Origin of the sequence: Allomuricauda sp. d1, from assembly GCF_039592695.1 — a bacterium.
Classification (GTDB): Bacteria; Bacteroidota; Bacteroidia; order Flavobacteriales; family Flavobacteriaceae; genus Flagellimonas_A.
In genome coordinates this window covers 501301-525314 of the sequence record NZ_JBBUTK010000001.1, presented here as the reverse complement: position 1 = coordinate 525314, position 24014 = coordinate 501301, and the positions used below count along the sequence as shown (strand labels likewise).

25 protein-coding genes are annotated in these 24014 nt (G+C 41.5%); 13 read left to right on the top strand and 12 right to left on the bottom strand.

The annotated features are described in order from the left end of the window. Window positions 1-16: 16 nt before the first annotated feature. The 7 genes from AAAH86_RS02440 (at window position 17) to AAAH86_RS02410 (ending at window position 5980) form a co-directional block, all read left to right on the top strand. Window positions 17-1516 carry a serine hydrolase gene (locus tag AAAH86_RS02440; RefSeq protein ID WP_343485908.1) on the top strand — a complete coding sequence of 500 codons (1500 nt, stop codon included), beginning with the start codon at window positions 17-19 and terminating at the stop codon, window positions 1514-1516. A gap of 11 nt (window positions 1517-1527) precedes the next feature. Beyond that, a complete protein-coding gene (locus tag AAAH86_RS02435) occupies window positions 1528-3216 on the top strand; it encodes a D-aminoacylase (RefSeq protein WP_343485907.1) in 1689 nt (562 codons plus the stop codon). Between the two features lie 18 nt (window positions 3217-3234). Continuing rightward, window positions 3235-3645, top strand: a complete 411-nt coding sequence (locus AAAH86_RS02430) for a VOC family protein (RefSeq protein ID WP_343485906.1) — start codon at window positions 3235-3237, stop codon at window positions 3643-3645. Between the two features lie 144 nt (window positions 3646-3789). After that, window positions 3790-4491, top strand: coding sequence for a DUF6090 family protein (locus AAAH86_RS02425; RefSeq protein WP_343485905.1), 702 nt, complete (start codon window positions 3790-3792; stop codon window positions 4489-4491). Next, window positions 4492-5115: an FMN-binding negative transcriptional regulator gene (locus AAAH86_RS02420; protein WP_343485904.1), complete on the top strand. Its 624-nt coding sequence runs from the start codon at window positions 4492-4494 to the stop codon at window positions 5113-5115. A gap of 3 nt (window positions 5116-5118) precedes the next feature. Further along, window positions 5119-5499, top strand: a complete 381-nt coding sequence (locus AAAH86_RS02415; RefSeq protein ID WP_343485903.1) for a hypothetical protein — start codon at window positions 5119-5121, stop codon at window positions 5497-5499. Between the two features lie 13 nt (window positions 5500-5512). Further along, window positions 5513-5980, top strand: a complete 468-nt coding sequence (locus tag AAAH86_RS02410; RefSeq protein ID WP_343485902.1) for a GNAT family N-acetyltransferase — start codon at window positions 5513-5515, stop codon at window positions 5978-5980. Between the two features lie 7 nt (window positions 5981-5987). Here AAAH86_RS02410 and AAAH86_RS02405 read toward each other — a convergent pair whose 3' ends face one another. Then, complete coding sequence (locus tag AAAH86_RS02405) at window positions 5988-7190, bottom strand: hypothetical protein (RefSeq protein WP_343485901.1); 1203 nt, start codon at window positions 7188-7190, stop codon at window positions 5988-5990. Window positions 7191-7333: 143 nt separating this feature from the next. Here AAAH86_RS02405 and AAAH86_RS02400 point away from each other — a divergent pair, with 143 nt between their 5' ends. Both AAAH86_RS02400 and AAAH86_RS02395 read left to right on the top strand, forming a co-directional pair. Beyond that, the gene (locus AAAH86_RS02400) at window positions 7334-7753 is read left to right on the top strand and encodes a DUF2141 domain-containing protein (RefSeq protein WP_343485900.1); all 420 of its coding nucleotides are present in this window, start codon (window positions 7334-7336) and stop codon (window positions 7751-7753) included. Between the two features lie 133 nt (window positions 7754-7886). Next, window positions 7887-9914, top strand: a complete 2028-nt coding sequence (locus AAAH86_RS02395) for an adenylate/guanylate cyclase domain-containing protein (protein ID WP_343485899.1) — start codon at window positions 7887-7889, stop codon at window positions 9912-9914. A gap of 2 nt (window positions 9915-9916) precedes the next feature. Here AAAH86_RS02395 and AAAH86_RS02390 read toward each other — a convergent pair whose 3' ends face one another. From AAAH86_RS02390 to AAAH86_RS02375, 4 genes are all read right to left on the bottom strand, one after another. Next, window positions 9917-10297, bottom strand: coding sequence for a Dabb family protein (locus AAAH86_RS02390; RefSeq protein WP_343485898.1), 381 nt, complete (start codon window positions 10295-10297; stop codon window positions 9917-9919). Between the two features lie 2 nt (window positions 10298-10299). Continuing rightward, the gene (locus AAAH86_RS02385; RefSeq protein ID WP_343485897.1) at window positions 10300-13722 is read right to left on the bottom strand and encodes a 4Fe-4S binding protein; all 3423 of its coding nucleotides are present in this window, start codon (window positions 13720-13722) and stop codon (window positions 10300-10302) included. Between the two features lie 57 nt (window positions 13723-13779). Further along, window positions 13780-14331 carry an OsmC family protein gene (locus tag AAAH86_RS02380; RefSeq protein ID WP_343485896.1) on the bottom strand — a complete coding sequence of 184 codons (552 nt, stop codon included), beginning with the start codon at window positions 14329-14331 and terminating at the stop codon, window positions 13780-13782. Window positions 14332-14505: 174 nt separating this feature from the next. Beyond that, the gene (locus AAAH86_RS02375; protein ID WP_343485895.1) at window positions 14506-16356 is read right to left on the bottom strand and encodes a sigma 54-interacting transcriptional regulator; all 1851 of its coding nucleotides are present in this window, start codon (window positions 16354-16356) and stop codon (window positions 14506-14508) included. A 159-nt stretch (window positions 16357-16515) separates the two neighbouring features. On the opposite strand from AAAH86_RS02375, the gene AAAH86_RS02370 reads away from it, so the two are divergent. After that, entirely contained in the window at window positions 16516-17454 is a 939-nt protein-coding gene (locus AAAH86_RS02370) for a LysR substrate-binding domain-containing protein (protein ID WP_343485894.1), read from the top strand. Window positions 17455-17456: 2 nt separating this feature from the next. Here the strand turns inward: AAAH86_RS02370 and AAAH86_RS02365 are convergent, their stop codons facing one another. Together AAAH86_RS02365 and AAAH86_RS02360 are read right to left on the bottom strand one after the other, a co-directional pair. Continuing rightward, on the bottom strand, window positions 17457-17882 hold the full coding sequence (locus AAAH86_RS02365) for a lipocalin family protein (RefSeq protein ID WP_343485893.1): 426 nt from the start codon (window positions 17880-17882) through the stop codon (window positions 17457-17459). 78 nt (window positions 17883-17960) lie between these two features. Further along, the gene (locus tag AAAH86_RS02360) at window positions 17961-18158 is read right to left on the bottom strand and encodes a hypothetical protein (protein ID WP_343485892.1); all 198 of its coding nucleotides are present in this window, start codon (window positions 18156-18158) and stop codon (window positions 17961-17963) included. A gap of 161 nt (window positions 18159-18319) precedes the next feature. Between AAAH86_RS02360 and AAAH86_RS02355 the strand changes: the two genes are divergently transcribed. After that, complete coding sequence (locus AAAH86_RS02355; RefSeq protein ID WP_343485891.1) at window positions 18320-19570, top strand: D-alanyl-D-alanine carboxypeptidase; 1251 nt, start codon at window positions 18320-18322, stop codon at window positions 19568-19570. Between the two features lie 59 nt (window positions 19571-19629). Here AAAH86_RS02355 and nudK read toward each other — a convergent pair whose 3' ends face one another. The 5 genes from nudK to AAAH86_RS02330 all read right to left on the bottom strand — a co-directional run bounded on the left by nudK (window position 19630) and on the right by AAAH86_RS02330 (window position 22900). Continuing rightward, window positions 19630-20211 (bottom strand): GDP-mannose pyrophosphatase NudK, encoded by a 582-nt coding sequence (gene nudK / locus AAAH86_RS02350; protein ID WP_343485890.1) that lies wholly within the window; start codon window positions 20209-20211, stop codon window positions 19630-19632. 86 nt (window positions 20212-20297) lie between these two features. Then, window positions 20298-20951 carry a DUF2461 domain-containing protein gene (locus AAAH86_RS02345; RefSeq protein ID WP_343485889.1) on the bottom strand — a complete coding sequence of 218 codons (654 nt, stop codon included), beginning with the start codon at window positions 20949-20951 and terminating at the stop codon, window positions 20298-20300. Window positions 20952-21022: 71 nt separating this feature from the next. Next, complete coding sequence (locus AAAH86_RS02340; RefSeq protein WP_343485888.1) at window positions 21023-21823, bottom strand: TIGR00266 family protein; 801 nt, start codon at window positions 21821-21823, stop codon at window positions 21023-21025. Between the two features lie 238 nt (window positions 21824-22061). After that, window positions 22062-22391 (bottom strand): YegP family protein, encoded by a 330-nt coding sequence (locus tag AAAH86_RS02335; RefSeq protein WP_343485887.1) that lies wholly within the window; start codon window positions 22389-22391, stop codon window positions 22062-22064. Between the two features lie 53 nt (window positions 22392-22444). Beyond that, window positions 22445-22900, bottom strand: a complete 456-nt coding sequence (locus tag AAAH86_RS02330) for a DUF4442 domain-containing protein (protein ID WP_343485886.1) — start codon at window positions 22898-22900, stop codon at window positions 22445-22447. Between the two features lie 155 nt (window positions 22901-23055). Here AAAH86_RS02330 and AAAH86_RS02325 point away from each other — a divergent pair, with 155 nt between their 5' ends. Then, window positions 23056-23538, top strand: coding sequence for a DUF4870 domain-containing protein (locus AAAH86_RS02325; RefSeq protein ID WP_343485885.1), 483 nt, complete (start codon window positions 23056-23058; stop codon window positions 23536-23538). Next, complete coding sequence (locus AAAH86_RS02320; protein ID WP_343485884.1) at window positions 23538-23996, top strand: nuclear transport factor 2 family protein; 459 nt, start codon at window positions 23538-23540, stop codon at window positions 23994-23996. Before AAAH86_RS02325 ends, AAAH86_RS02320 begins: the two co-directional genes overlap by 1 nt. Window positions 23997-24014 lie beyond the last annotated feature (18 nt).

Sequence of the window (24014 nt, the reverse complement as noted above, 5' to 3'; positions counted from 1 at the left end):
CAAAATCCAACCAAAAATGAAAAGAACAACCCTCTGGCCGTTACTTTTTTTAGTGGCCTTTATTGCATATTCCCAAAACGCCAAAAAAGTAAAAATCCTTGATGAAATGATTCAACAAGGCATGACGGATTGGAAAATTCCCGGTCTTGCCGCAGTTGTGGTCAAAAATGGGGAGGTTGTTTTTAAAAAAACCTACGGTATCAAAAGTATCAAAACCAAGGGGCCCGTAAATGGAGAAACGCTCTTTGCCATGGCATCGACCACCAAGGCAATGGTGGCCATGGCATTGGGTATCTTGGTCGATGAGGGAAAAGTGGATTGGAACGATAAGGTGGTGGATCATCTGCCCGGTTTTCAACTTTCTGATCCCTATATTGCCGCAGATGCCAGGATAAAAGACCTGCTCACCCATAATCTGGGCATTGCCAATGCCGATGTTCTCTGGGTATTGGACAGCGTTACCACCTCAGAAACCTTAAAACGTTTCAAGCATACAAAAAAAGCGTATCCCTTACGAGGTGGTTTTATCTACCAAAACATCATGTATGCAGCTGCAGGAGAGGTCATTGAAGCCCTTAGCGGAGAGCCTTGGCATGAGTTTATAAAGAAACGGTTGTTCAAACCATTGAACATGAACCGCTCCCAAGCACAGGCCATGAACATTTTAAAAGTGGGCAACTATGTCACACCACATTACAATTTTGAAGAAGATGGGGTTCAAGTGGTGGATCGAAATTACTCAGACCAAGTTGGTGCGGCAGGTATGATGTGGTCGAGCATTGATGATATTTCAAACTATTTGAGGTTTATTCTCAACAGAGGGATGCAAAATCAAGATACCATATTGCAACCCAAAACCTTTGAAACGCTTTTTCAACCGCATACCCTAATTCCTGAAAACCAATTTTATCCGACCACGAAGCTCACCAAACCCAATTGGTTAAGCTACGGTTTGGGGTGGTTTCAGCATGATTATCGGGGTGAGAAATTGGATTTTCATACTGGAAGCCTACCGGGGCTCATAGCCATTGCAGGGGTCTTGCACGATAAGAATACAGCGGTGTACGTTTTCGGAAATATGGACCATGCAGAACTACGCCATGCCATTCTCTACCAAGCCATGGATCTGTTTGCTTTTGAGGATGACAGTACCGATTGGCATTCCAAAATCTTTGGACTTTATGAAAGTAGGAAGAAAGATGGCGAAAAACGGGAGCAGAAACAAAACAAGGAGCGCAACAATAACACAAAACCCACTTTGGCATTATATGAGTACATTGGCATTTATCAACATCCACTTATCGGAAATCTTGAGATTTCCGTCAATAATGATATTTTAAAGCTCGATTTTAACAAATTTGACCAAGTGGATGCATCCCACTGGCATTACGATACCTTTAGCACCATACCCAATAAAAGATGGACATCCCCTTCAAAAATGACCTTTCACCTAAATGACAAGGGCGAAGTGGCTACCCTTGATTTTATGGGCTATACCTTTACAAAAACCGACTAAATAAGACCAAGATGAAAAACACCTTTTTTTTAGCTGTAGCCGTTCTCTTTTTATGGGGCTGTGACCAACCACAGACTTTTGACGTGCTCATTAAAAACGGGCAGCTGGTTGATGGATCTGGAAAGGAATCGTATACGGGCAGCGTAGGCATCAATGCAGATACCATTGCCGCGGTAGGAAATCTTGAAAATGCCGTGGGCAAAACAGAAATCGATGCCACAGGGCTCACCATCGCTCCCGGGTTCATCAATATGCTCAGCTGGGCCACCGAGTCGCTTATCGTTGATGGAAAATCGGAAAGCGATATTCGCCAAGGCGTAACGCTGGAAGTGATGGGTGAAGGCTGGTCAATGGGCCCCTTAAATCCTAAAATGAAGAAAGAGGCAAAAGCCTCACAGAAAGACTACAAATACGATATTGATTGGACCACGTTGGGTGAATACCTACAATCTTTAGAAAACAGGGGCATTTCTTGCAACGTGGCCTCTTTTGTGGGGGCAACCACTTTACGGATCCATGAAGTGGAATCGGAAAACCGCCCTCCCACCCCTGATGAAATGGAACGAATGAAGGCTTTGGCCAAGACCGCCATGGAAGAAGGGGCCATGGGCATCGGTTCTTCATTGATTTATGCCCCCGCTTTTTATGCCGATACGGATGAACTCATCGAACTTTGCAAAGTAGCTTCCGAATATGGAGGAATGTACATTTCACACATGCGAAGTGAAGGCGATTATTGGCTCGAGGCCATTGATGAACTCATTGAAATAGCAGCTGAAGCCAATATTCCTGCTGAAATCTATCATTTAAAGGCAGGTGGCAAGGACAATTGGACAAAATGGGAAGCCGCTATCGCTAAAATAGATTCCGCCAGAAGTGCCGGATTGAAGATCACTACCGACATGTACAACTACACCGCAGGTGCCACGGGGCTTGATGCTTCCATGCCACCCTGGGTACAAGAAGGCGGTTATGGTGAATGGGCCAAACGATTGCAAGACCCAGCCATTCGTAAAAAAGTGACTGAAGAAATGCGTGCCAAAGGTGATGGTTGGGAAAACCTCTACTTTGCAGCCGGAAGCCCCGATAAACTCATTTTGAACGGGTTCCGAAATGATTCCCTTCGCTACTTGACAGGAAAAACATTGGGCGAAGTGGCCAAAATGCGAGGTACTTCTCCTGAAGAAACAGCAATGGATTTAGTAGTACAGGACAGTAGTCGGGTGGGTACTGTCTATTTTTTAATGTCTGAAGAGAACGTTAAGAAGCAGATTGCCCTGCCTTATATGAGTTTTGGTTCTGATGCGGCATCCCTTGCCCCTGTTGAACCATTCACAAATTACAATCCACACCCAAGGGCCTACGGCAATTTTGCTCGGTTGTTGGGAAAATACGTAAGAGAGGAAAAAGTGATTCCGTTGGAGGAAGCGGTGCGAAAGCTCAGTGCATTACCCGCCAGTAACCTCAAAATCAAAAAAAGAGGCATGCTTAAAGCAGGAAATTACGCAGATCTCGCCATTTTTAATGCTAAAACCATCAGAGATAAAGCCACTTTTGAGGAGCCCCACCAATTTGCAGAGGGCATGGTACATGTATTTGTGAACGGTGAGCAAGTATTGAAAGATGGGGAGCATACTGGAGCCACCCCGGGAAGGTTTGTAAAAGGGCCAGGCTATGTTGCAATGGCCAATGAACAATAACAACAATAAAAGAAGAAAATGAGCAAACACGGAGCCATACCCACACTGGCCTATAGAAATGCTGACAAGGCCATTGAGTTTTTGGTCAAGGCCTTGGGCTTTGAAGCCAAAAATGTTTACAGAGATGACGATGGACACGTTATGCACGCAGAACTACAATTTGGTGAGGCGTTTATCATGTTGGGAACGGCCGAAAACAAATCTGATTTCGGGCAGCTCACACGTATTCCTGAAGAAGTGGGTGGTCATAATACCCAGAGTCCGTATTTTATTGTTGAGGAAATCGATAACCATTATAAAAACGCAGTGACGCATAATGCCAAGATTGTCATGCCCATAAAAGATGAGGATTATGGTGGTCGCGGATACAGCTGTAAAGACCCAGAAGGCTATATTTGGAATTTTGGAACCTACTCTCCATATTCATAGTGATATAACCCTCGATGATAACGTTCTCTCTTAAAATCTACTTTTTACGGCTCCCCTCCTTGGAGGGGCTGGGGGTGGGTTTTAGCCTTTGTCACAAAATTATCACCCCTTAATCCCTTACCAAGAGGGGAAAAATACTGGTATATGATAAAATTCTTCCGTAACATTCGCAAACGATTGCTCTCAGAAGGCAAAACTGCCCAGTATATCAAATATGCCATAGGCGAAATTGTGTTGGTCGTCATTGGAATTTTGATTGCCCTGAAAATCAACAATTGGAACGAGGCACGAAAGAATTCCAACAAAGAAAAAGCCATTCTGAAAGAGCTCCATAACGAATTCAAGGCCAATTTGACGCAATTTGAAGAAGCAAAAAATGTGCACCAAAAATCTTTTCAGGCTGCTGAAATTGTCATCCGCAACCTAAACAGACCTGAAACGCCCGAATCACAAGACTCATTACGAGAGTATGGCAGTAAGGTTTTTTCGAACATCACCTTCAACCCCTCCAATGGTGTGGTGCAATCATTGATAAGCTCAGGTGATTTCCAACTCATTCAAAATGATTCGTTGCGCAGACACTTGGTTTCGTGGAGAGAGACCCTTGATGACTATACCGAAGAAGAAGTGGCACTCAAAAATTTTTGGACAGACAAAGTCGAACCCTATTTTATGGAAAATGGAGATTTTTTGAATCCCTTCAACATAAAAAACTTTGAATTGCTTAAAGACCCTTTGTTCAGAAATATGATTGCCCGACATCGTTTTTATGTCGACAACGTGCTCTCTGACCCCGATGTGGAAAACAGCCTGCATGAAATTGTACGACTTTCAAAAACCGATTGAATGTATATACCCCATTACTATAAAAACGAGAACCTTGACGAAGTCAAAGAATTCATTGAACTAAACAGCTTTGGCATTCTGGTGAATCAAGTTGACGGCAAACCCTGGGCGACACACATTCCACTTGAATTGGAAAAAGATGCAAATGGTAAAGATGTGCTGGTAGGCCATATTGCCAAGGCCAATGCACAATGGAAAAGTTTCAATGACGATACAGAAGTGCTTTGCATTTTCAACGGTCCACATGCCTATGTTTCTTCCTCTTGGTACCAAAAAGAGGAAGTGCCCACTTGGGATTATATCGCCGTGCATGTCTATGGCAAGTTGTCAGTTTTGAATGAGGAAGAAACCATGCAAGCACTGCACCGGTTGGTCGAAAAGTATGAGGCATCCTCTAAAAATCCCGTATCATTGCACGAAATGTCGCCAAAAACCTTGCGACAGGTAAAGGGTGTGGTCGGCTTCAAAATTGAAATCACTGAAATTCAGGCGGCCTACAAACTATCACAGACACGGCCCGAAGACCACCATACCATCATAAAGCATTTGCAACGACGGGGTGTAACTGCCAGCGAAGTTGCACGACATATAGAAAAACAATCTCGTACTAACCAAAATAACTAAATCATGCTGCACAACAAATTCTGGCAAGCTTTCTTTGCCCTTGCACCCATCATCATAGGCATATTTTCCATTGTATACTACATGTACTTTGTTTTCAATCTTGTGACCGATATAGAAGCTGCAGAAGCCACTGGCGATGTTCCCGCTTCTATGATTTTGGGCAATGTGGCCTGGTTTATGGGCTTTATCATGCTTATTGTTCTGATTTCATTGAGCAGTTTGGTATTTTACATCGTACACGCCGTGCAGAATCCCAACTTAAAAGGAAATAGTCTTTTGGTGGTATGGATTTTACTCTTCATATTCGTAGGTGGCATCGGCCAATTGATTTATTGGCTGGTAGAAATCGTTGGCAAACGTGAAAATACTTTAAGCAGTACTTAGCTATTTTCTTTGGATGATGGATATCAAGATTGTTGATTACAACGACTCATATCGAAATGCATTCAAGGCCCTCAACCAAGAATGGATTGAGAAATACTTTAAGATGGAAGCGATGGACCATCACTATCTTGACCATCCAAAAGAGAACATTCTTGAACAAGGGGGATACATCGTCGTGGCCTTGTTAGGCGAAGAACCAATAGGGGTGTGCGCTTTGGTAAAATCAAATTATGAGCGGTTTGACTATGAACTGACCAAAATGGGTGTATCGCCAAAGGCACAGGGTAAGGGCATTGGTTATTTATTGGGAAAAGCCATTGTAGACAAGGCACGTGATTTGGGCGCGAACAACATTTTTATTGAAAGCCATACCGTTCTGGGTCCGGCCCTTAACCTCTACAAAAAACTTGGATTTACGGTAATCGAAGGCGTAGACAGTCCATACGAGCGCAGCAACATTCAGATGGAGCTTGTATTGTGAGCAACTTCTATTTCTTTACAGGAACGAAATGGCTGACTCCGATCACAAAATGTTCATTGTCTTTCGGATATAGCCCAAAAAAGAAAGCTTCTTTGGTTCCATTATTGTAGTTCAGCGTAACCTTGTAACCGTCTATTTCATACGTGCCCGCAGAGCTACTTTTTGAATAAATGGGTTTCCAAGAGGTATCTCCCCCCTTTACCGTTTTCCACGCAAACCTCCCTTGGGCATCAAAAGAGACCGTGCTCGCATTGATTACCGTGGCACCGCCAAAGGCATCAGAGGTATTATAGCGACCCGATATTTTGAAATCTTTTTTACCGGGTCTTAATTTGAACCATTTCTTCCAATCGTAGGTTTTGTTCTTCCATGGTTTGGTAACATACAGCACATCACCCTTTTTTTTCCAAAGATTCCATCTTTTGGGGTGTTTCTTTTTTGATTGCGCGATATTGAGCTCATCCAAAGGTTGGGAGGGATTGGTCAAAATTTCGCCATTGTCAAACAAGATACTCACCTCATTATCCACATAAACCCCGTTGAGACCGTAGTTGGTGACCGTTCTCAAAATGATGTCCGAAACCCCGGGAATTTTTGCGCTACTTGCTATTTCTGATTTTTTGCGGTTTTGTTCTTTTGAGGATGTCGTCTTAGGCCCAGTTTCCGCAGCAACATCATTGCCTGTTTTATTCGGCATCCGCTGACGCGCCAGGGAGATGACCTCATTATCTTTTCCCTTTGAGAATTCATTCAACGTGGCAATCCACAATGCCTCTAAAATGATAGGGTCGTATTTTTTTTGAAGTTCTTTGTCTGAGAGATTTTCATCTTTGCTTCCCTTTCCATACGCTCTTTCAGTGTTTTGGTAAGCCGTTTCAATTTCAGCTTTTGAATAATCGCTTCCCCTTACAACCTCATCCATAATCACTTTTTTGAAAGTTAAAATCGTCACAGGTTCGTAAATTGGCCATTCGTAGGCTTTGGCAGCTTTTTCATACAAGTCAAAACATTGGTTGGTATTGAACACCATTGATGTAAGAAGGCGGTATTTCTTGGGGGTTTCAGGCTTAAGTGCATTCCATGATGCCTTGCGAATCTCATTTCTGTATGAAGTGTTGGGGTTATAACTCTGGCCCAAAAGAGGGAACGATACTACAGCCATCACAAAAAATACAGTTGCGAGTGCACGGCTGGCATTTAAAAAAGGCATGGTGTTTTCGTTTACCAAAAGGTATCAAAAATGGTTCCATTATACAATTCAATCGAAGAAAATGACAGTTCGGTAACCTCAAATTTAATTTTCCGAATTGCAGGCAGAGATTTGTAGCATCAATAATCAAAAAAACTATAAAAATGAAAGCAACAGTATTCTCTTTGGCATTTCTTTTTTCAATCTTTTTAGGATTCTCCCAAGAATCTAAAGGCGTAACCATTACGGTAACCGTTGACAATGTTTCAAGTGATGAAGGCAAAGTTTTGCTTGGCCTGCATACCCAAGACACTTTTATGAAAGGCCCCGGCATTCAAAATCTGGAAAGCACCATTAAGGATGGAGCAGTGACCATGACCTTTGAAAATGTCACTCCAGGCAACTACGCCATCATGGCCATGCACGATGCCAATGACAACCAAAGCATGGACTATGAAGCCAACGGTATGCCTAAAGAAAGCTACGGCATGTCGGGCAACGAAATGACCATGGGGCCGCCAATGTTTCAAGATGCCCAATTTGAGGTGGGCACCGTAGATTTGGAATTCAACATCCGCTTCTAATAAAATCAATCATCAATCAACAGACAGACAGCTCATGAAGCAAATCCTCAGTATATACTGGGGATTTTTTGTTCTTATTTCTTAAAATCTTAATTTACGAGGTCGATCAAAAGACCGACCAACCAATAAGACTATGGCCCAAAGGCAACTTGCAGCAATCGTATTTACCGATATCGAAGGGTACACGGCCTTAATGCAGAAAGACGAAAAGTCTTCGGTTGAAATCCGCAGAAAACACCGTCTAATTTTTGAAACCACTACCAACAAATTCAACGGCAAAATCGTACAGTATTTTGGCGATGGCACATTAAGTGTATTTTCAAGTTCGGTAGAGGCCGTACACTGTAGTATTGAACTACAGCAAAAGTTCATTGAGACCAATATTCCTGTTCGTATTGGAATTCATGTGGGGGATATCATGCATTCTGAAGAAGATATCATTGGCGATGCAGTAAATGTGGCCTCAAGAATTGAATCATGTGCCATATCGGGAAGTATTTTGGTATCTGATAAAATACATGATCAAATTAGGAGCCATCCAGATATTAAAGCCGTGTTTTTAGATGCCTATGAGCTGAAGAATGTTGAGGATGCGATTCCACTGTTTGCCATTGCCAATAAAGGACTGAAAGTGCCTTCGGCAAAAGAAGTGAAAGAAAACCTATCTGGCACAAAGCACGATCAAAAGAAAAAATCATCCATAAAAAAATTGATTGCCATTATCTTGGGGATCATCGGGCTATTGGTGCTTGCAGAATATTTGGGGCTTTATGACATAACCTATACAACCACAGATAAATCGATAGCGGTGCTTCCCTTTGAAAACCTCAGCAACGATGAAGATTCTGAAATTTTTAGGGATGGAATCACGTACGATATCCTGAATCACCTCTCTAGTTTCGAAGATGTACATGTTATTTCCCAAACCTCGGTGAAACAATATAAAGACAGCGACAAATCAATTTCTGAAATCGCAAAAGAATTGAATGTCAGCTATATTCTCGAGGGCAGTATCAGAAAATATGGAGACAAGGTCCGCATCACATCGCAATTGATCAACGCCAAATCGGATGAGCCAGAATGGGTGGGCAACTTTGACCGCACTTTGACCGACATTCTCGAGATCCAATCTGAAATTGCCACTGAGATTGTAGATGAGCTCAAAATAAACATCAGTCTTGAACAGCAACAAAGAATCACAAAAATTTCCACCCAAAATATCGAAGCCTATCAGTTATTTCTTAGGGGCAGACAAGAAGCTGACAAAAGAAACAAAGAAGGTTTAGAAAAAAGTATCGAACTCTATAAAAAGGCAATAGAGTTGGATCCCAACTACGCAGAAGTATATGCTGAAGTCGCAAATAGTACTTTCCTGTTGACCTACTATGCCCAGGCTGACCCCATCGAAGCCACAGAAAAAGCAAATTCTTATTTAGAAAAGGCTGAAAGTCTCAATAATAGAATTTCAAGAATCTATACCGTAAAAGGTCTGGTTTTCAACCACACTAGACAATATGACAAAGCAAAGAACGCCTTTGAAAAGGCAATACAACTCGCCCCCAATGACGTTACCGCCAGACACCAATACGCAACTTTTTATTACTATACCGATCAATATGAAAAGCAATTGGAGCAGGCCAAGTATGCCTACAAGTTAGATCCCTTGTCTTTCGCCACCGCCATTAGCTATTTTACCGCTTTAACATACAACCAAGACTTTGATGAAGCTGAAAAATTATTGGAAAACATGAAAAAGATAAATGCCGATAATGATCAGTTTCTCATTGATAGATCTTATATGCGTTTGTACATGGCCAAAAAAGAGTTTAAAAATGCCATTGGCCATTTAAAAGAACTCATTAAAAGTGAACCTGCCTATACCCGGTTTTTAGGTTACTGTTATGGTAAAATCGGAGATAAACCAAGTGCCTACTCTATCATTGACAGTCTGAAAAAAAATGATCGTACACGAGTAAAAAATCATAGACTGGCCGTGGTTTTCGCCGGGCTTCAAGAAAGTGATAGTGTCTTTTATTATTTAGATACTACAAGAAACAAAACAAAACGCTTCGATAGCCATCGCCTTTACTATTTTGATGAATTCAAGAGCGATCCAAGATATTCAGAGCTTTTGGCCCAACATGGCATTACGAAGAATTGATTTTACAAGTCGCCATAAAAATCGAAAACCCCAAAACTTGCAAGTAGTGGTGGCGCGGTTTCTGATATTCTGATATGGTCAGGGTGCTTTTCGTATTCTTTCAACGCTTCTTCGTTGTCAAATACCATAAAAATGGCAACATCGTAGTTTCCTGAAGATTTGACAACATCCATTGCCTTTAACGATTCCATCCCATCAATTTTATCGACCAACCCATAGAAAAGGGTCATAATCTCACTTTTCTGGCTTTCTTCTACATTTTCTTTCCAATCAAAAAGTAAAACATGCTGTAATGGTTTTGTCTCTGCCTTTGATTGTTGGGCTTGAATTCCAAAAGCGAACATCAAGGTAAATATTGCTTTGTAAATTGTTAAATTTTTCATTGCTATTGATTTATGGTTTCTAAATGATTTAATTGATCTGTATGTGCCTTTTCGCTATAAAATTGAAAACGCCTATCATTTTTTTCTTGAATTTCTTTCATGAATTTAGCATTCGTCAGCGCCTTTTTGAAGCGGGACTCCAACTTAAAAAATTCAGAAATCGGTTCACTGGGCACTGGAGAATCCAATTGAAAGGCATTCAATTCTTTTTTGAGCCTTCTTGGATCGTTACGATATAAAATCCAATGTCCTGCAGCGACTGCAGCTTTTTGATGTTTGCTCGGTGATTTTATAGCAATACTATGTGCAGGGCTATGGCAATAGGCCAAAATCAACGAAGGCCCTTCAAAGGATTCAGCCTCGATGAATGCGTTTAAGGTCTGTTGCTGGTCGGCCCCCAAGGCAACCGAGGCCACATAAACATTATCGTAGTTCATGGCAATGGCCCCTAAGTCTTTCTTCAGTTTTCTTTTGCCACAAAAATTAAACTTGGTGCTGGCGCCCATTGGCGTGGCTTTTGACTGTTGCGCACCGGTGTTCGAATACACTTCATTATCCAAAACCAAGATATTCACATTCTCACCAGATGCCAATACATGGTCCAATCCACCATAACCGATATCATACGCCCAACCGTCGCCACCCACGATCCATGTGCTTTTTTTAACCAAATTGTCCGCTATACACATCAGCTGCTTTGCTTTAGGGTGGCAGCTATGTTCAATAACCGATTTAAGTGTACCCACCCGATTTCGTTGTTCTGCAATTTCTGCTTCAGAATTCTGGGGAGCATGGAGTAGCTTTTCAACGAAGGTTTCATCGATAATACCTCGAAACTCACTTAGCATCTGCCTTGCCTTTTTCCTTTGTAGTTCAAGGGATAAGTGAAAGCCCAGACCAAATTCTGCGTTATCTTCAAACAAAGAATTGGACCAAGCTGGTCCCCTACCCTGTTTGTTTTTTGCCCAAGGAGTTGAAGGGAGAGCGCCACAAAAAATTGAACTGGCCCCGGTCGCATTTGCCACTAGCATTCTATCACCAAATAACTGGGACAACAATTTAAGGTAGGGCGCTTCCCCACATCCATCAACACCAATTGAATATTTGAATAAAGGTTCTTGCAGTTGTTGCTGACCGATCCTTGTTACATCTAATTTTGTTCCGTCAAACTCTGGGATCGTCTCAAAACATTCCCAGTTTTCTTTTTCAGTATTGATACGCTTGGTTGATTGCGTCATTTTTAACACATTGTCTGTACAGGCATCCACACATAGATTGCAAGAGGTGCACTGTTCCGGGTTTACCTGAACGGTATAATTCATGAGGTTAAAGTCTGCTGAGTTTATTGACTTAAGTGATTTGGAGTCGGATAAAACCTTATCGTCATAAACCTTGATTCTAATAGCAGCCTGTGGACACGCCATGCTACAAGCACCACATTGTGTGCAGGAGTCTGAATCCCAAACCGGGATTCCCCCCCTATTTCTATTTTGAATAAATTGTGAAGTATTTGTCGGATAGGTTCCATCTGCGGGAAGGGCACTTACCGGAAGTTCATCTCCCCTACCCGCCATCAATTTCCCTAACAAGGAATTGGCAAATTCAACATCCGCTTCATTGGAGGTTTTTGTTGTGCACTTCACCTTTGAGTTTTCAACCTCGATAACAAATTCTTGAAGAACTTTAAGGTCTTCATCCACCATTAAATTTTCTTGTAATGCCAAGACGCAACTATGCAGACCAGATATGCTTTTATGCCCTATTGCATAATTTTTGAGGATTGTGTTTCCATTTAACGTGAACAAGCGAATGTTCTTAATCAAGATTTCATTTTGTTTTTTAGAAGAAAGCCTTGCCCAAAATTCCTCAGGCGTCAAAGTCGTTTGAACCAACAACTTGCCATCGGTTTTGATGCGCTCCATTACATTGTCGTTTTCCAAAAATTCTACGGAATCACAAGCAATAAAATCAGCTTTCGGAATCAAATAAGGAGCTTTGATGGGTTGTTTCCCGATACGCAGGTTCGAGACAAATCGTGAGCCCGATTTTTTATAATCGATTTCAGAATAGCCCTGTACATAATTCTCACTTCCAACAGTTTGAATTGTATTTTTAAAACCACTAACTAAACCTTCCGACTTTGTTTCGTATAATAAGATTTGAAGATTATCACCTTGTAAATGCAAGTCATTCGCATACGACAGACTTAAATTTGTAACGTCATCTTCAATGCCGATGGTAAAGTTGTTCTTTGGGCTTTCGAGTTTCAGGTTGTCAAAAACGGCTTTGACCATTCCGGGGCACAATTCTTTAGAAGATAGTCCGTAACGGCCACCTACGATTTTGGGAAGAGGGCTGTAGGTGTCCGCCACGGATAACAACGATTTGCAGACGTCAAGATATAAGGGCTCGCCCGTGGCCCCTGGTTCTTTCGTACGATTCAAAACAGCGATTTTCTTACAGCTCTTCGGAAGTGCCCGTAATAGATGTTTTGTGCTAAAAGGTCGAAACAAACGGACTTTGACCAATCCGACTTTTTCACCTTGTGTATTTAAATGGTTGACAGTTTCTTCAATGGTTTCGGTGCTTGAAGCCATTGAAACGATAATTTGCTCTGCTTGCGGATGGCCAACATAGTCGAATAAACGATATTGTCTTCCAGTCAGTTTGGCAAATTTGTCCATCTGCTTTTGAACAATGTCTGGGCAGGCATTATAAAAAGAATTCACGGCTTCCCGACTTTGAAAAAAAACATCAGGGCCTTGAGCGGTTCCCCGAATTGTGGGATTTTCAGGGGATAGTGCATTATTTCTGTGCCGCAGAATGGTTTCTTCATCCATCATATCTGAAATGACGGCATCAGATATATTTTCTATGCTTTGGGTTTCGTGGGAAGTTCTAAATCCGTCAAAAAAATGAACAAATGGTATTCTTGATTTTAAGGTTGCAGACTGGGCAATGAGCGCAAAGTCCATTGCCTCTTGCACTGAGGCTGAAGCCAACATGGCATAACCAGATGAGCGTACGGCCATTACATCACTGTGATCGCTGAAAATTGACAATGCGTGCGTCGCAATGGCGCGTGTGGCCACATGAATCACATTTGGTGTCAATTCGCCCGCTATTTTATACATATTTGGCAGCATCAGCAGAAGCCCTTGTGATGCTGTAAATGTGGTTGATAATGAGCCCGTTTGCAAAGCGCCATGCATTGTACCCGCCACACCTGCCTCACTCTGCATTTCATAAGCTATGGGTACATTACCGAAAATATTCTTTTGGTTTTTGGCACTCCATTCCTCCACCAGTTCAGACATTTTGGAAGCAGGGGTTATGGGGTAAATAGGAAAGATTTCATTGGTCTTGTAGGCAATTTTCGCAACAGCCTCATTTGCACTGACCAGTATGTTTTTATTGGTTTTCATTGTTTTAGTCAGATAAAAAAGACTGCGCTATGTACGCAGTCTTTTTTATTTTCCATTTTACTTTTCAAACTCAATTTTGACAGGTGTTGGATTGCTCAACATGTCAAAAACCGGTGAAAATTGGGCCAAGCTTCGCAATTGCTCTTCACTGGCATCTGATCTTACCTTGAATTTCACTGTGATGCCATCAAAACCCTTGCGAACTTCTGGGTCTAAGCCCAAAAATCCATGTAAATCGGCACCGCCTTTCAAGCTGGCCTCTGCACCTTCAATCTCGATTCCGTTTGCGGCAGCATGATACACCATGGCACCGGTCAAGCAAGAACCCAAGGCATGCAGTACAATTTCTGCAGGGGTAGCAGCCTTATCTTCACCCAACAAAACATTGGGATGGTCAGCTTCCATAGTGAATGTCTCCTTTCTTGTGGTGTCTTCTTGGCACACCCCATAGAAACTTTTTGCACTTGACACACAATGACCACCTGTAATCCAGTTGGTTTTGGTTCGGAACTCGAATTTTGCCAATTCAGGTTGTTCTTGAACATGCTCAATGGTTTCTACCAATTGATCTACGTTAACTCCGTTTTTGATGTTTGCTGTTGTAATCATTTTTCTGCTTTTTTAAAATTGAACAATTAAACTTGCCCAACATAAAGCAGCTGCCATGCCAAACTATATAATAATTTGATTTTCAGTTTATTAAACCAATTCTACGCAAAATATTTTTTAACGATATTTCGTAAATTGATGAAATATCGTTAAAAAATTGACGATATTTCGTTGTTATAAAGGTCTAGAGATGCCTAGAGCCTTCATTTTTGAAGTAAGGGTTGTGGGCCGTAGATTGAGTAAAATAGCCGCACCATTTTCTCCCGAGATGCGCCAATTGGTTTTCTTAAGTGCGCGAATAATATTTTCTCTTTCTAGGGCAACCAATTCTTGTGAAGTCATAATTTGATCAGTGGCCTGATAACTGGCTTCCTTATTTTCAAGATTCCTATTTGGAATAATGCTTTCCCAATCAATCATTCCATCCTTAGAGACAATAACAGCACGTTCGATTAGATTCTGAAGCTCGCGAACATTGCCCGGCCAATCATAATTTTTAAAAAGTAGCTTTTGGTCTTCACTTAAAATTTTGAGGTCTCTATTGAGTTTTCTCGAAAAATGCTCAATCATTCTATTTGCTATCAAGCACACATCATTACCCCGTTTGTGCAGTGGCGGAACAGTAACAGGAAACACATTTAGTCTATAGTACAAATCTTCACGAAACGTACCTTCTCTTGACTTTTTCAGTAAATCTCTATGGGTGGCAGCTATAATTCGCACATCTACTTTTACAGTCTGGGAGCTTCCGACAGGATCAAATTCACCTTCTTGAATAACACGTAATAGTTTGGGCTGTAAGTCTAGAGGGAGTTCTCCGATCTCATCTAAAAAAATGGTGCCTTTATCTGCCAACAAAAAACGTCCTTTTCGGCTTGAAGTGGCCCCGGTAAATGCCCCTTTTTCGTGACCGAACAATTCGCTCTCGATCAGATTCGCAGGTATTGCACCACAATTGATCCGTATCAATGGTTTACCACTACGGTCGCTGGCTTGGTGAATTGCTCGTGCAACCAGCTCTTTGCCCGTCCCTGTTTCTCCCTGAATCAGCACTGTAGCGTCTGTAACCGCAACCTGCTGTATCGCGGAGAGCACTTTTTTCATCGACCGGTCTTCTGCGATAATGCCATAACTACTGGTAAGTTCATTGATTTCTGCTTCAAGATATTCAGCTTGATTGGTCAATTGGTGTATCTTTTTTTCATCTTTTAACCGTTGCTCTATATTGCGCAGAATAAGTGTGAAAAAAATAGCCTCATCAGTGCCTGAACTGCTGATAGTACCTTCATTTAAAGTTTCTGTGCCGCCTGAACCGATGACTTTGATGGTACTTGGCATTGCTTTGTTCATGCCTTCTTTGTTGCCCTCACAACAAGATTGAACAAGGGATTCTATCATTGTGGCACTCGGTTCATCTAAGAAGAAGAGTACGTTACGCTGCACCACATCTTGATTTTCAAGAATATCCTTTGCAGACGGATTTGCCAAAATAATCCGAAAATTACGGTCGAACATCACAATCGAATCCATAGCACCATTGATTAATCCGCTCATTTTAGCGTTTGCCAACTCCAGTTCTTTTTTTGAAACCGCTAGCTTTTCTTGAGCGACGTCAAGTTCACGATGCCGCTTTATCAAAACTGTTAGAACACCCTTCACAAAACCATGATCCTGTCTGATCAAATCTTCGAATCTATGTGACTCCAATTTGTAAATTTTGCAATCATGCTGTGCGGTGACAGAAGCAGAACGTGGACCATCATCGATTAAGGAATATTCTCCAAAGCATTCATAAGGGCCGAGCCTGAAAAACTCATGGTCTTTATCATGAATTTTGACATGGCCCTCACTGATGATGTACATGGCATTGCCCTTTTCTCCTTTTTCAATAATGATATCACCCATTTCATAACGCTCTTCCACCAAATCAAGGCATAGCTGTTTTAGTGAAGCTTGTTCCACTTCACAAAAAAATGGCACCTTCTTCAAAAAGGTTATTACTTGCTCTTTTTCAACTGGGTTCATTGTCTAGTATGCACAAAACATTGCACTAAATATAAAAATTTATGGTTCGAGGCTTCAAGTGCGCACACAAAGCCTTCAATAACGATACCAAATGAAAAATTAATTTTCAATAGTTTTTCTCAATGTGGTTTGTATATTTATGGGTCAGAATCGTTTCGTATGACCATTACCCAATTACAATACGTTTTGGCGGTTGCCGAATATCAAAATTTCACCTTGGCGGCCCAAAAAAGCTTTGTGACTCAACCCACATTGAGCATGCAGGTACAAAAACTTGAAGATGAGCTCGATATATTGATATTTGACCGCAGCAAAAAGCCCATAGCACTGACCGAAGTGGGCAAAAAAATAGTGGCGCAGGCCAAGAATATCGTGGCCGAAGCAGAGCGCATTAAAGATATTGTAGATCAAGACAAAGGTTTTATTGGAGGGGATTTTGTACTGGGTATCATTCCAACGGTAATGCCCACATTGTTGCCCATGTTCTTGCCGACCTTTGTAAAAAGATACCCCAAGGTAAACCTCATCATCAAAGAACAGGCCACTGATACCATTATCAGAAACCTTCAAGATGGACATTTAGATGCTGCAATCGCCGCTACGCCCTTAGAGATCGAGTTCATCAAAGAACGCCCCCTTTACTACGAGCCCTTTGTCGGCTATGTTCCAAAAAGTCATCGCTTGGCCAAGGAAACGGAGCTACAAACCGATATGCTCGATATAGAGGATGTACTGTTGCTACAAGATGGGCATTGTTTCAGGGATGGGGTCATCAATCTTTGTAAATCTTCCAGAAGTGCCAATGGTGAAGGTTTTCAGATTGAAAGTGGCAGTTTTGAGACCTTGGTCAACCTATCCAACGAGGGTATGGGCATGACCTTGTTACCGTATTTGAATACATTGGAGCTTGACGATAAAAAGAAACTGAACCTCAAACATTTCAAAAATCCACCTCCAGCAAGGGAAATCAGCATTATCTACCACAAAAGTGAGTTAAAGATACAGATTACGGAAGCCTTGAAAGAGGTCATTTCAGGAATCGTCAGGGGGGCAATTGCCTTTCAAGATGTTGAAATCATTAGTCCTTTGAACAAATAATCTTAATCCACACGTTGGTATCTATAGAGACAGCCTTCAATACAAATAATCGGGCCTGTTGGTGACAGTATCATTGTATTTCTTGAAAGCTCAATATAGAAACTATATCTATCTACACCTCCTTCGCTTGGTTCCAACACCAATTCATTTTCAATAAATCTAAATGTACCTTCGTGCAGTGGGTTGTTGCCAATCTCCTCTATAAATGTATAGCTGCCATCGAGTTCAAAAATGTAACGGGTGGCACTTTCAATGTTTGTGAAATCATCGGGCAAGGGTCCACCTGCACTTATTTTATATCCATTCAACTGCCAAGTTCCCACAAGGTTTCGAGATTCAAGCGGAAGATCTAAAAGCGTTTCTGAATCATCAGAACATGCCGTAACCACAAATAACAACACGAAAAATCTGTACAAGGCTTTGACCATGGTATTTTGTGGATGAAAAATTTGCTGATGGTTGCGTGAATGGAACAAAAAAGCCACCCGTGGATTGGGTGGCCTTTTCTATGCTTTAAGATACGCTAAACTTTGTCGTAACTCTGGTTTGTCGTAGATAAATTGCATCAACCAGATTTTGAGCTCTTCAATTTCATCGGGCAGCAATCTCGCTACCGCTTTTTGTACTTCCTTCGCAAAAAGTTTGGCATCAAAGCTTACTTTTTGCAGAACAGTCTTGGTATACTCCAACATTGCTCTTGCCATACGTGATGTTTGTTTTTAGATTATTGGTTGTTCTCGAAATTAACAATAAAAGCTATAACTTGTTTTGCGATAATGGTTAAAAATTGGACAATTTGTTGTTAAAATCGATAAAATGCAAATCACAAGTTATTTTAAACCAACGAATTATATCCAAATTTATTGTGCTTGCCCTTTTTGGATTTATTGTTGGATGCGCAACAAGAAAATCTGCCCCCACACAACCCAGTATCAAAGCCCTGAGCATTCAGAAACTTGGTGACAACCATTTTTCCGGATTTCTAGTGGTCGATCCACAATCCAATGACACCCTTTTTAAACACAACGAACAGAAATACTTCACCCCCGCCAGTAACGTCAAAATCTTTACACTATATATGGGGATGAAGTTGTTGCCAGAGCGAATCCCCACATTTAGACATCTTGAAAGAAACGACACCTTATATCTTGAAGGTACCGGTGACCCAACGTTTTTACATCCTGAATTCAACGGCGATGCAGCGGTTTCCTTTCTTAAATCCAAAAAGAATATTGCACTCCATTTGGATAATTACTTAGACGGTCGTTATCGCCCAGGGTGGGCCTGGGAAGATTACGATGCCTATTTTTCGCCTGAAATTGGGTCACTGCCGCTATACGGCAATGTGGTCACCATCACCCAAAAAGATTCCTTGCAGGTCGCCCCAGACTTTTTTAAAGAAAATACTTTTCGGGGAAAGGCAGAGCGTTTGCGTGATGAACGAAAGAACTTGTTCTACCTTCCATACACTCTAGACACGTTGAGGATCCCCTATATCACCCGCGCAAACCTAACCCAAAAGCTTCTGCAAACCCATGTGAAAGCCGAAATTGCTATCATAGATAGCTTTCCCATTGGGAAAAAAGAAACCTTCTACAGTGTACCAACGGACTCTGTTCTTAAAAAGATGATGTTCGAAAGCGACAATTTTCTGGCAGAACAATTGGCTTTGGTGGCTTCTTCACAAATTTCAGACACGCTTAGTTTTAAAACCGCCAAAGAATATGTGTTGGAAGAATATTTGAGTGGTTTGGTTCAAATGCCCCGCTGGGTCGATGGTTCCGGCTTGTCACGTTATAATTTGTTCACCCCTGAATCAATGGTGCAGGTGCTTGCAAAATTACACGCCGAATTTTCAAAAGAGCGGTTGTTTTCTCTTTTTCCATACTGGAATGAAAATGGAACCATCAAAAAATCTAACGGAATAGCTGAAGAACATTTTATTATCGCTAAATCAGGTTCTTTGGGCAATAACTATAATTTAAGCGGCTACCTTATCACCAAATCGGGCAGGATTTTGATTTTCAGCTGTATGAACAATCATTTCCGCATACCTTCATCAGAAGTGAAAAAGCGTATGCAAGAGGTCTTTGAATTTATTCGGGATACGTACTGAGGAAAATTCCAAATTCCAAAAAAAGTTATTGGATTTTGGTGCTTGTGATTTGGTATTTTTTAAACCAACTCGTTGATTTGTACCCATTGCAATAGTAAAATGGTTTTGGCATCATTTATTTCACCGGTCTGCACCATTTTCAGGGCTTCCTCAAATTTCAGTTCGAGTACCTCGATGTTTTCGGTTTCGTGTGCAGCGCCTCCGCCCTCACCTACTCTCATTCTATCTTCATAGGCCCCAACGAACAAATACAAAATCTCGGTTACGGAACCTGGTGACATATAAGTTTCCATCACCCGCTGTACATTATCAATCTTAAAGCCTGTTTCTTCCTCGGTCTCTTTTCTGATGCAATCCTCGGGATTGTCACCATCCAACAAACCTGCGCAGACCTCAACCATCATTCCGTCTTCATTGCCATTGACATAGGTGGGCATGCGGAACTGTCTGGTCAAAATCACTGTGCCTTTGTTCTTATTGTACAGCAAAATTGCCGCCCCGTTGCCACGATCATAAGCTTCACGGTGTTGGGTCTCCCAAGTACCGTCTTCTTTTTGATAGTCAAACGTATACTTGTTCAGCGTGTACCAATTGTCGGACAGGATTTCCTTTTTGATGTTTTTAATGTTGCCGTTTTTCATATTCGAATGATGATTTTAGCTGGACACGAATTTCACTAATACTCACGAATGAACACCAAAGGTTTTGAAATCTGTTTTTTTGGATTTTAAACGGTTGCCGCTTTATTCAGATATCTTCTAAACGAAAGCATTTCAAAGTACACCTGCACTACTTTTTGGTCAAACTCGCTGTAGAGCAACTCTTCTTTTTCCAATTCATGCACCACAGCAAAAGATTTATGTTTCAAGAGGTCGATATGGGCATGGTCACTCGAAAATCCTTTTGGGGCATTGGTCAACTTTTCGTCTTCATACAAATCACCGAAGGTGTCTTTAAACGATTTTTTATTGAGGATTTTCTTTAGCTCCTCTCCATCATAATCGATACCGTCTCGAATGCTCCGCAAGGTTTTTGGGGCGGGTCGCCAAAAGCCACCTGCCAGCAGACACTCGTTCAAACCAATATGGATATAGAAATCAGCAGTGCCCGGTGCCTTGTCCAATCCCGCGCCAAAATGGTCTTTGTATACCGGTTTATTGGGGTGAAACATCAAATTATTGTTGATGCGGTTGATGCCTTTTTTACCCGGAGTGGAATAGTATTCTTTGTCTTTTTCCTCTAAAATGGCATTCAGACCATCCAACCAAGCGATAAAATCATTGCGAACCTGATGGTACCATTTTCGATTGGCATCCATCCATTCTTTATTGTTGTTTTTTTGGAGTTCGTTAAGGAAGTCAAATAGGTTATTGAAGTTCATGTTTTGAAAGTACGAAATACGAAATTAGAAGTACAAAAAAATCTTCGTACTTCGTATTTCTGATTTCTAGCTTAGAAACGATTATCCCCATCCAACAGATCACCAAGACCGCCCAAAATGCTCCCCTCGCCTTTGTCCTTACCTCCGCCTTTTGGGGCTGCGGCCCAAACGCGACCGGCCAAACGACTGAACGGAAGCGATTGCACATATACCGTGCCTGGTCCGCGGAGTGTCGCAAAGAACAATCCCTCACCGCCAAAGACCGTGTTTTTGATGCCGCCCACAAATTCGATATCATAATCCACAGTTTGTGAAAAGCCAACGATACAGCCCGTATCAACACGAAGTACCTCGCCAGCTGCCAATTCTTTCTTGGCCATGGTACCGCCCGCATGCACAAAGGCCATACCATCGCCTTCGAGTTTTTGCATGATAAAACCTTCGCCACCGAACAGGCCGCGGCCCAACCGTTTTGAAAATTCGATGCCCACTCGAACGCCTTTCGCCGCACATAAAAAAGCATCTTTTTGGCAGATGAACTTACCGCCCTTTTCAGAAAGGTCAATGGGCACGATCTTACCGGGATAGGGCGATGCGAAGCTCACTTTCTTTTTGCCCTGCCCCACATTCAAAAAAGCGGTCATAAAAAGGCTTTCCCCTGTCAGCACGCGCTTGCCAGCAGAAAAAATCTTGCCCAACACCCCTTTTTCTTGGTTGCTGCCGTCGCCAAAAATGGTATCCATCTTGATGTCGGTATCCATCATCATAAAGCTGCCAGCCTCGGCCACAACAGCCTCTTGGGGGTCAAGCTCAATTTCGACATATTGCATTTCTTCGCCGTAGATTTCATAGTCAATTTCGTGGTTGTTCATGTTTCTTTTGATTTAATGTCATTTCCGAGAAGTCGGAAATCTTTTTTGATTTTTGTCATTCCCGTGAATCCCGATAACTATCGGGAGAGGATCTGTTCGTTTTTTGTTGATTTATAATATTGGTGCAAAAATTCTTTCGTTTGTTACAACAAGAAAATAAAAAGGCAGCCATAAAGACTGCCTTACCCTATATCATAACACTAACCATAACCATGATATATTGAAATTCTTTACCAGTTTATGAATTGTCTACCACTTCAGCATCTGGCGCGTTCTTCTTTACAGACTCAATGCCATTTTCCATGGCATCGGTAGAGCTGTACATTTCACTTTGGCCTATCACTTGGCCATTTGTAGCGTTCAATGTAAAGTAAGGGCTACCGTCTTTTGCGGTTTTACGCTCAAATTGACCGTCTGATTGCGAGTTGGTCCTCACTGATTCAATGCCATTTTTGCATCCATCCATACTGGCGTATGACTGGCTGGTCAAAATTACTTGGCCGTTATTTGCCTTCAGGTTGAACATGCATTTTCCGGCGCTTGTGGATTTAATTTCGAATTTTCCCATTGTTGAATAAGTTTTTCTAAAAATAAATAGATAATTGTTTAAAAGCGAAAAAATTACCCCTTTAACTTCACCGTCCACTCAAAATTAAACGTGCTCACCTCTACCCCATCATCATTGACCCCAACGGACTTCATCCAAATTTTTTGCCCCTCACCGGTCGCAATGGTTTTTTGAATCGCATCGGCAATCAAATGGCCATCTTCACAGGTAAAGGTAATCTTACCCGTCGCTTTTTTTGAAAAGTGGGCCTTGTTGTTCTGCACCAGCATGGAGATTTTCTTTCCGCTTGAACGAATCTGGTCAATCACCATGGCCCCTGTACTCAACTCTGCCGCCATGCCCTGAACCGCCCAAAACATGCTTTTGAAAGGGTTTTGATTTACCCAACGATGGGTTACGGTGGTTACCGCTTTCTTTTCATCCAAATAGCGTAACCGCACCCCGCACCACCACGCTGAGGGAAGTTTGAAAAAAGTGAATGTGTTGAATTTACTGGTACCGGTAGCCATTCTATAACAATTAAAGTGCCTAAAAGTACCTAAAATACTTGAGCTTTCAATTGTTAAATAAAAGTTAATTTATAGTACTTTGTTTTGCATAGTACCATCTTTTAGATATATATTTGCATCGTAAGCTAATAGGCAAACTATTATTCAACCAGAAAATGGCAACAACTTTAACCAAACATGAACGTAATCTTTCGGCCATCATTCATGCGTCGACATTTTCAAAATATTTTATTCCGTTTGGCAATTTTATTTTTCCATTGCTACTGTGGACAGCTAACAAAAAAGAATATGATTTTGTCGATTACAATGGCAAACAGGCCCTGAACTTTCAAATCAGTATGTTGCTCTACTCTATTTTGGTGGGTTTGGTCAGCATTCCATTTTTTATCGGGTTTTGGCCCGATGTCTTCGACGGTGATTTTTTTGGTTTCCATCGTTTGAGTGATTTCAACAACCTGAACATTCATATCAGTAGCGACGATTTTAGGTTTGGCCGATTTTTCTGGCCCGTGGGCATCACAGGACTTTTACAGGCTGGTCTTATCGTAATAAATGTTGTGTATACCATTTTGGCCACAATAAGAACCAATGAAGGAGAAACATTTAAATACCCGTTCACCATAAAATTTATCAAGTAATGAATAGGCTTAAAAAAACAGTGGTCTTGGTTTTTATTGTAGCAAGTATTGCTGCAAACGCTCAAGTATCCAATGATTCTGAGCTCCACAAAAAGGTAGTTGCATTAGACAAGGAACTGTTTGATGCGTACAATAACTGTGATATGGAAACCCAAGCCAAACTTATGGATGAAGATTTGGAATTTTATCACGACATGGGAGGGCTATCCACTTCAAAAAGTGATGTGTTAAAAAGCATTGAAGAAAATATTTGTGGCAAAGTCACACGCCAATTGGTAGAAGGAAGTATCGAAGTACACCAAATTCCCGGTTTCGGGGCCGTTGAAATCGGAATGCATCGGTTTTTCAACAAACAAGAACCCAATGCAACGTCAAAAGCCAGTAGATTCATTACCCTGTGGAGAAATAATGGAAGTAACTGGACCACTACAAGAGTTATCAGTTTACATAAAAATTAAAGGAGTTTATTCATCTCC

Bases quoted from the DNA above. Each gene is read 5' to 3' on its own strand.
- AAAH86_RS02440 (WP_343485908.1), top strand. From the start codon at position 17: ATGAAAAGAACAACCCTCTGGCCGTTACTTTTTTTAGTGGCCTTTATT.
- AAAH86_RS02435 (WP_343485907.1), top strand. From the start codon at position 1,528: ATGAAAAACACCTTTTTTTTAGCTGTAGCCGTTCTCTTTTTATGGGGC.
- AAAH86_RS02430 (WP_343485906.1), top strand. From the start codon at position 3,235: ATGAGCAAACACGGAGCCATACCCACACTGGCCTATAGAAATGCTGAC.
- AAAH86_RS02425 (WP_343485905.1), top strand. From the start codon at position 3,790: ATGATAAAATTCTTCCGTAACATTCGCAAACGATTGCTCTCAGAAGGC.
- AAAH86_RS02420 (WP_343485904.1), top strand. From the start codon at position 4,492: ATGTATATACCCCATTACTATAAAAACGAGAACCTTGACGAAGTCAAA.
- AAAH86_RS02415 (WP_343485903.1), top strand. From the start codon at position 5,119: ATGCTGCACAACAAATTCTGGCAAGCTTTCTTTGCCCTTGCACCCATC.
- AAAH86_RS02410 (WP_343485902.1), top strand. From the start codon at position 5,513: ATGATGGATATCAAGATTGTTGATTACAACGACTCATATCGAAATGCA.
- AAAH86_RS02405 (WP_343485901.1), bottom strand. From the start codon at position 7,190: ATGCCTTTTTTAAATGCCAGCCGTGCACTCGCAACTGTATTTTTTGTG.
- AAAH86_RS02400 (WP_343485900.1), top strand. From the start codon at position 7,334: ATGAAAGCAACAGTATTCTCTTTGGCATTTCTTTTTTCAATCTTTTTA.
- AAAH86_RS02395 (WP_343485899.1), top strand. From the start codon at position 7,887: ATGGCCCAAAGGCAACTTGCAGCAATCGTATTTACCGATATCGAAGGG.
- AAAH86_RS02390 (WP_343485898.1), bottom strand. From the start codon at position 10,297: ATGAAAAATTTAACAATTTACAAAGCAATATTTACCTTGATGTTCGCT.
- AAAH86_RS02385 (WP_343485897.1), bottom strand. From the start codon at position 13,722: ATGAAAACCAATAAAAACATACTGGTCAGTGCAAATGAGGCTGTTGCG.
- AAAH86_RS02380 (WP_343485896.1), bottom strand. From the start codon at position 14,331: ATGATTACAACAGCAAACATCAAAAACGGAGTTAACGTAGATCAATTG.
- AAAH86_RS02375 (WP_343485895.1), bottom strand. From the start codon at position 16,356: ATGAACCCAGTTGAAAAAGAGCAAGTAATAACCTTTTTGAAGAAGGTG.
- AAAH86_RS02370 (WP_343485894.1), top strand. From the start codon at position 16,516: ATGACCATTACCCAATTACAATACGTTTTGGCGGTTGCCGAATATCAA.
- AAAH86_RS02365 (WP_343485893.1), bottom strand. From the start codon at position 17,882: ATGGTCAAAGCCTTGTACAGATTTTTCGTGTTGTTATTTGTGGTTACG.
- AAAH86_RS02360 (WP_343485892.1), bottom strand. From the start codon at position 18,158: ATGGCAAGAGCAATGTTGGAGTATACCAAGACTGTTCTGCAAAAAGTA.
- nudK (WP_343485890.1), bottom strand. From the start codon at position 20,211: ATGAAAAACGGCAACATTAAAAACATCAAAAAGGAAATCCTGTCCGAC.
- AAAH86_RS02345 (WP_343485889.1), bottom strand. From the start codon at position 20,951: ATGAACTTCAATAACCTATTTGACTTCCTTAACGAACTCCAAAAAAAC.
- AAAH86_RS02340 (WP_343485888.1), bottom strand. From the start codon at position 21,823: ATGAACAACCACGAAATTGACTATGAAATCTACGGCGAAGAAATGCAA.
- AAAH86_RS02335 (WP_343485887.1), bottom strand. From the start codon at position 22,391: ATGGGAAAATTCGAAATTAAATCCACAAGCGCCGGAAAATGCATGTTC.
- AAAH86_RS02330 (WP_343485886.1), bottom strand. From the start codon at position 22,900: ATGGCTACCGGTACCAGTAAATTCAACACATTCACTTTTTTCAAACTT.
- AAAH86_RS02325 (WP_343485885.1), top strand. From the start codon at position 23,056: ATGGCAACAACTTTAACCAAACATGAACGTAATCTTTCGGCCATCATT.
- AAAH86_RS02320 (WP_343485884.1), top strand. From the start codon at position 23,538: ATGAATAGGCTTAAAAAAACAGTGGTCTTGGTTTTTATTGTAGCAAGT.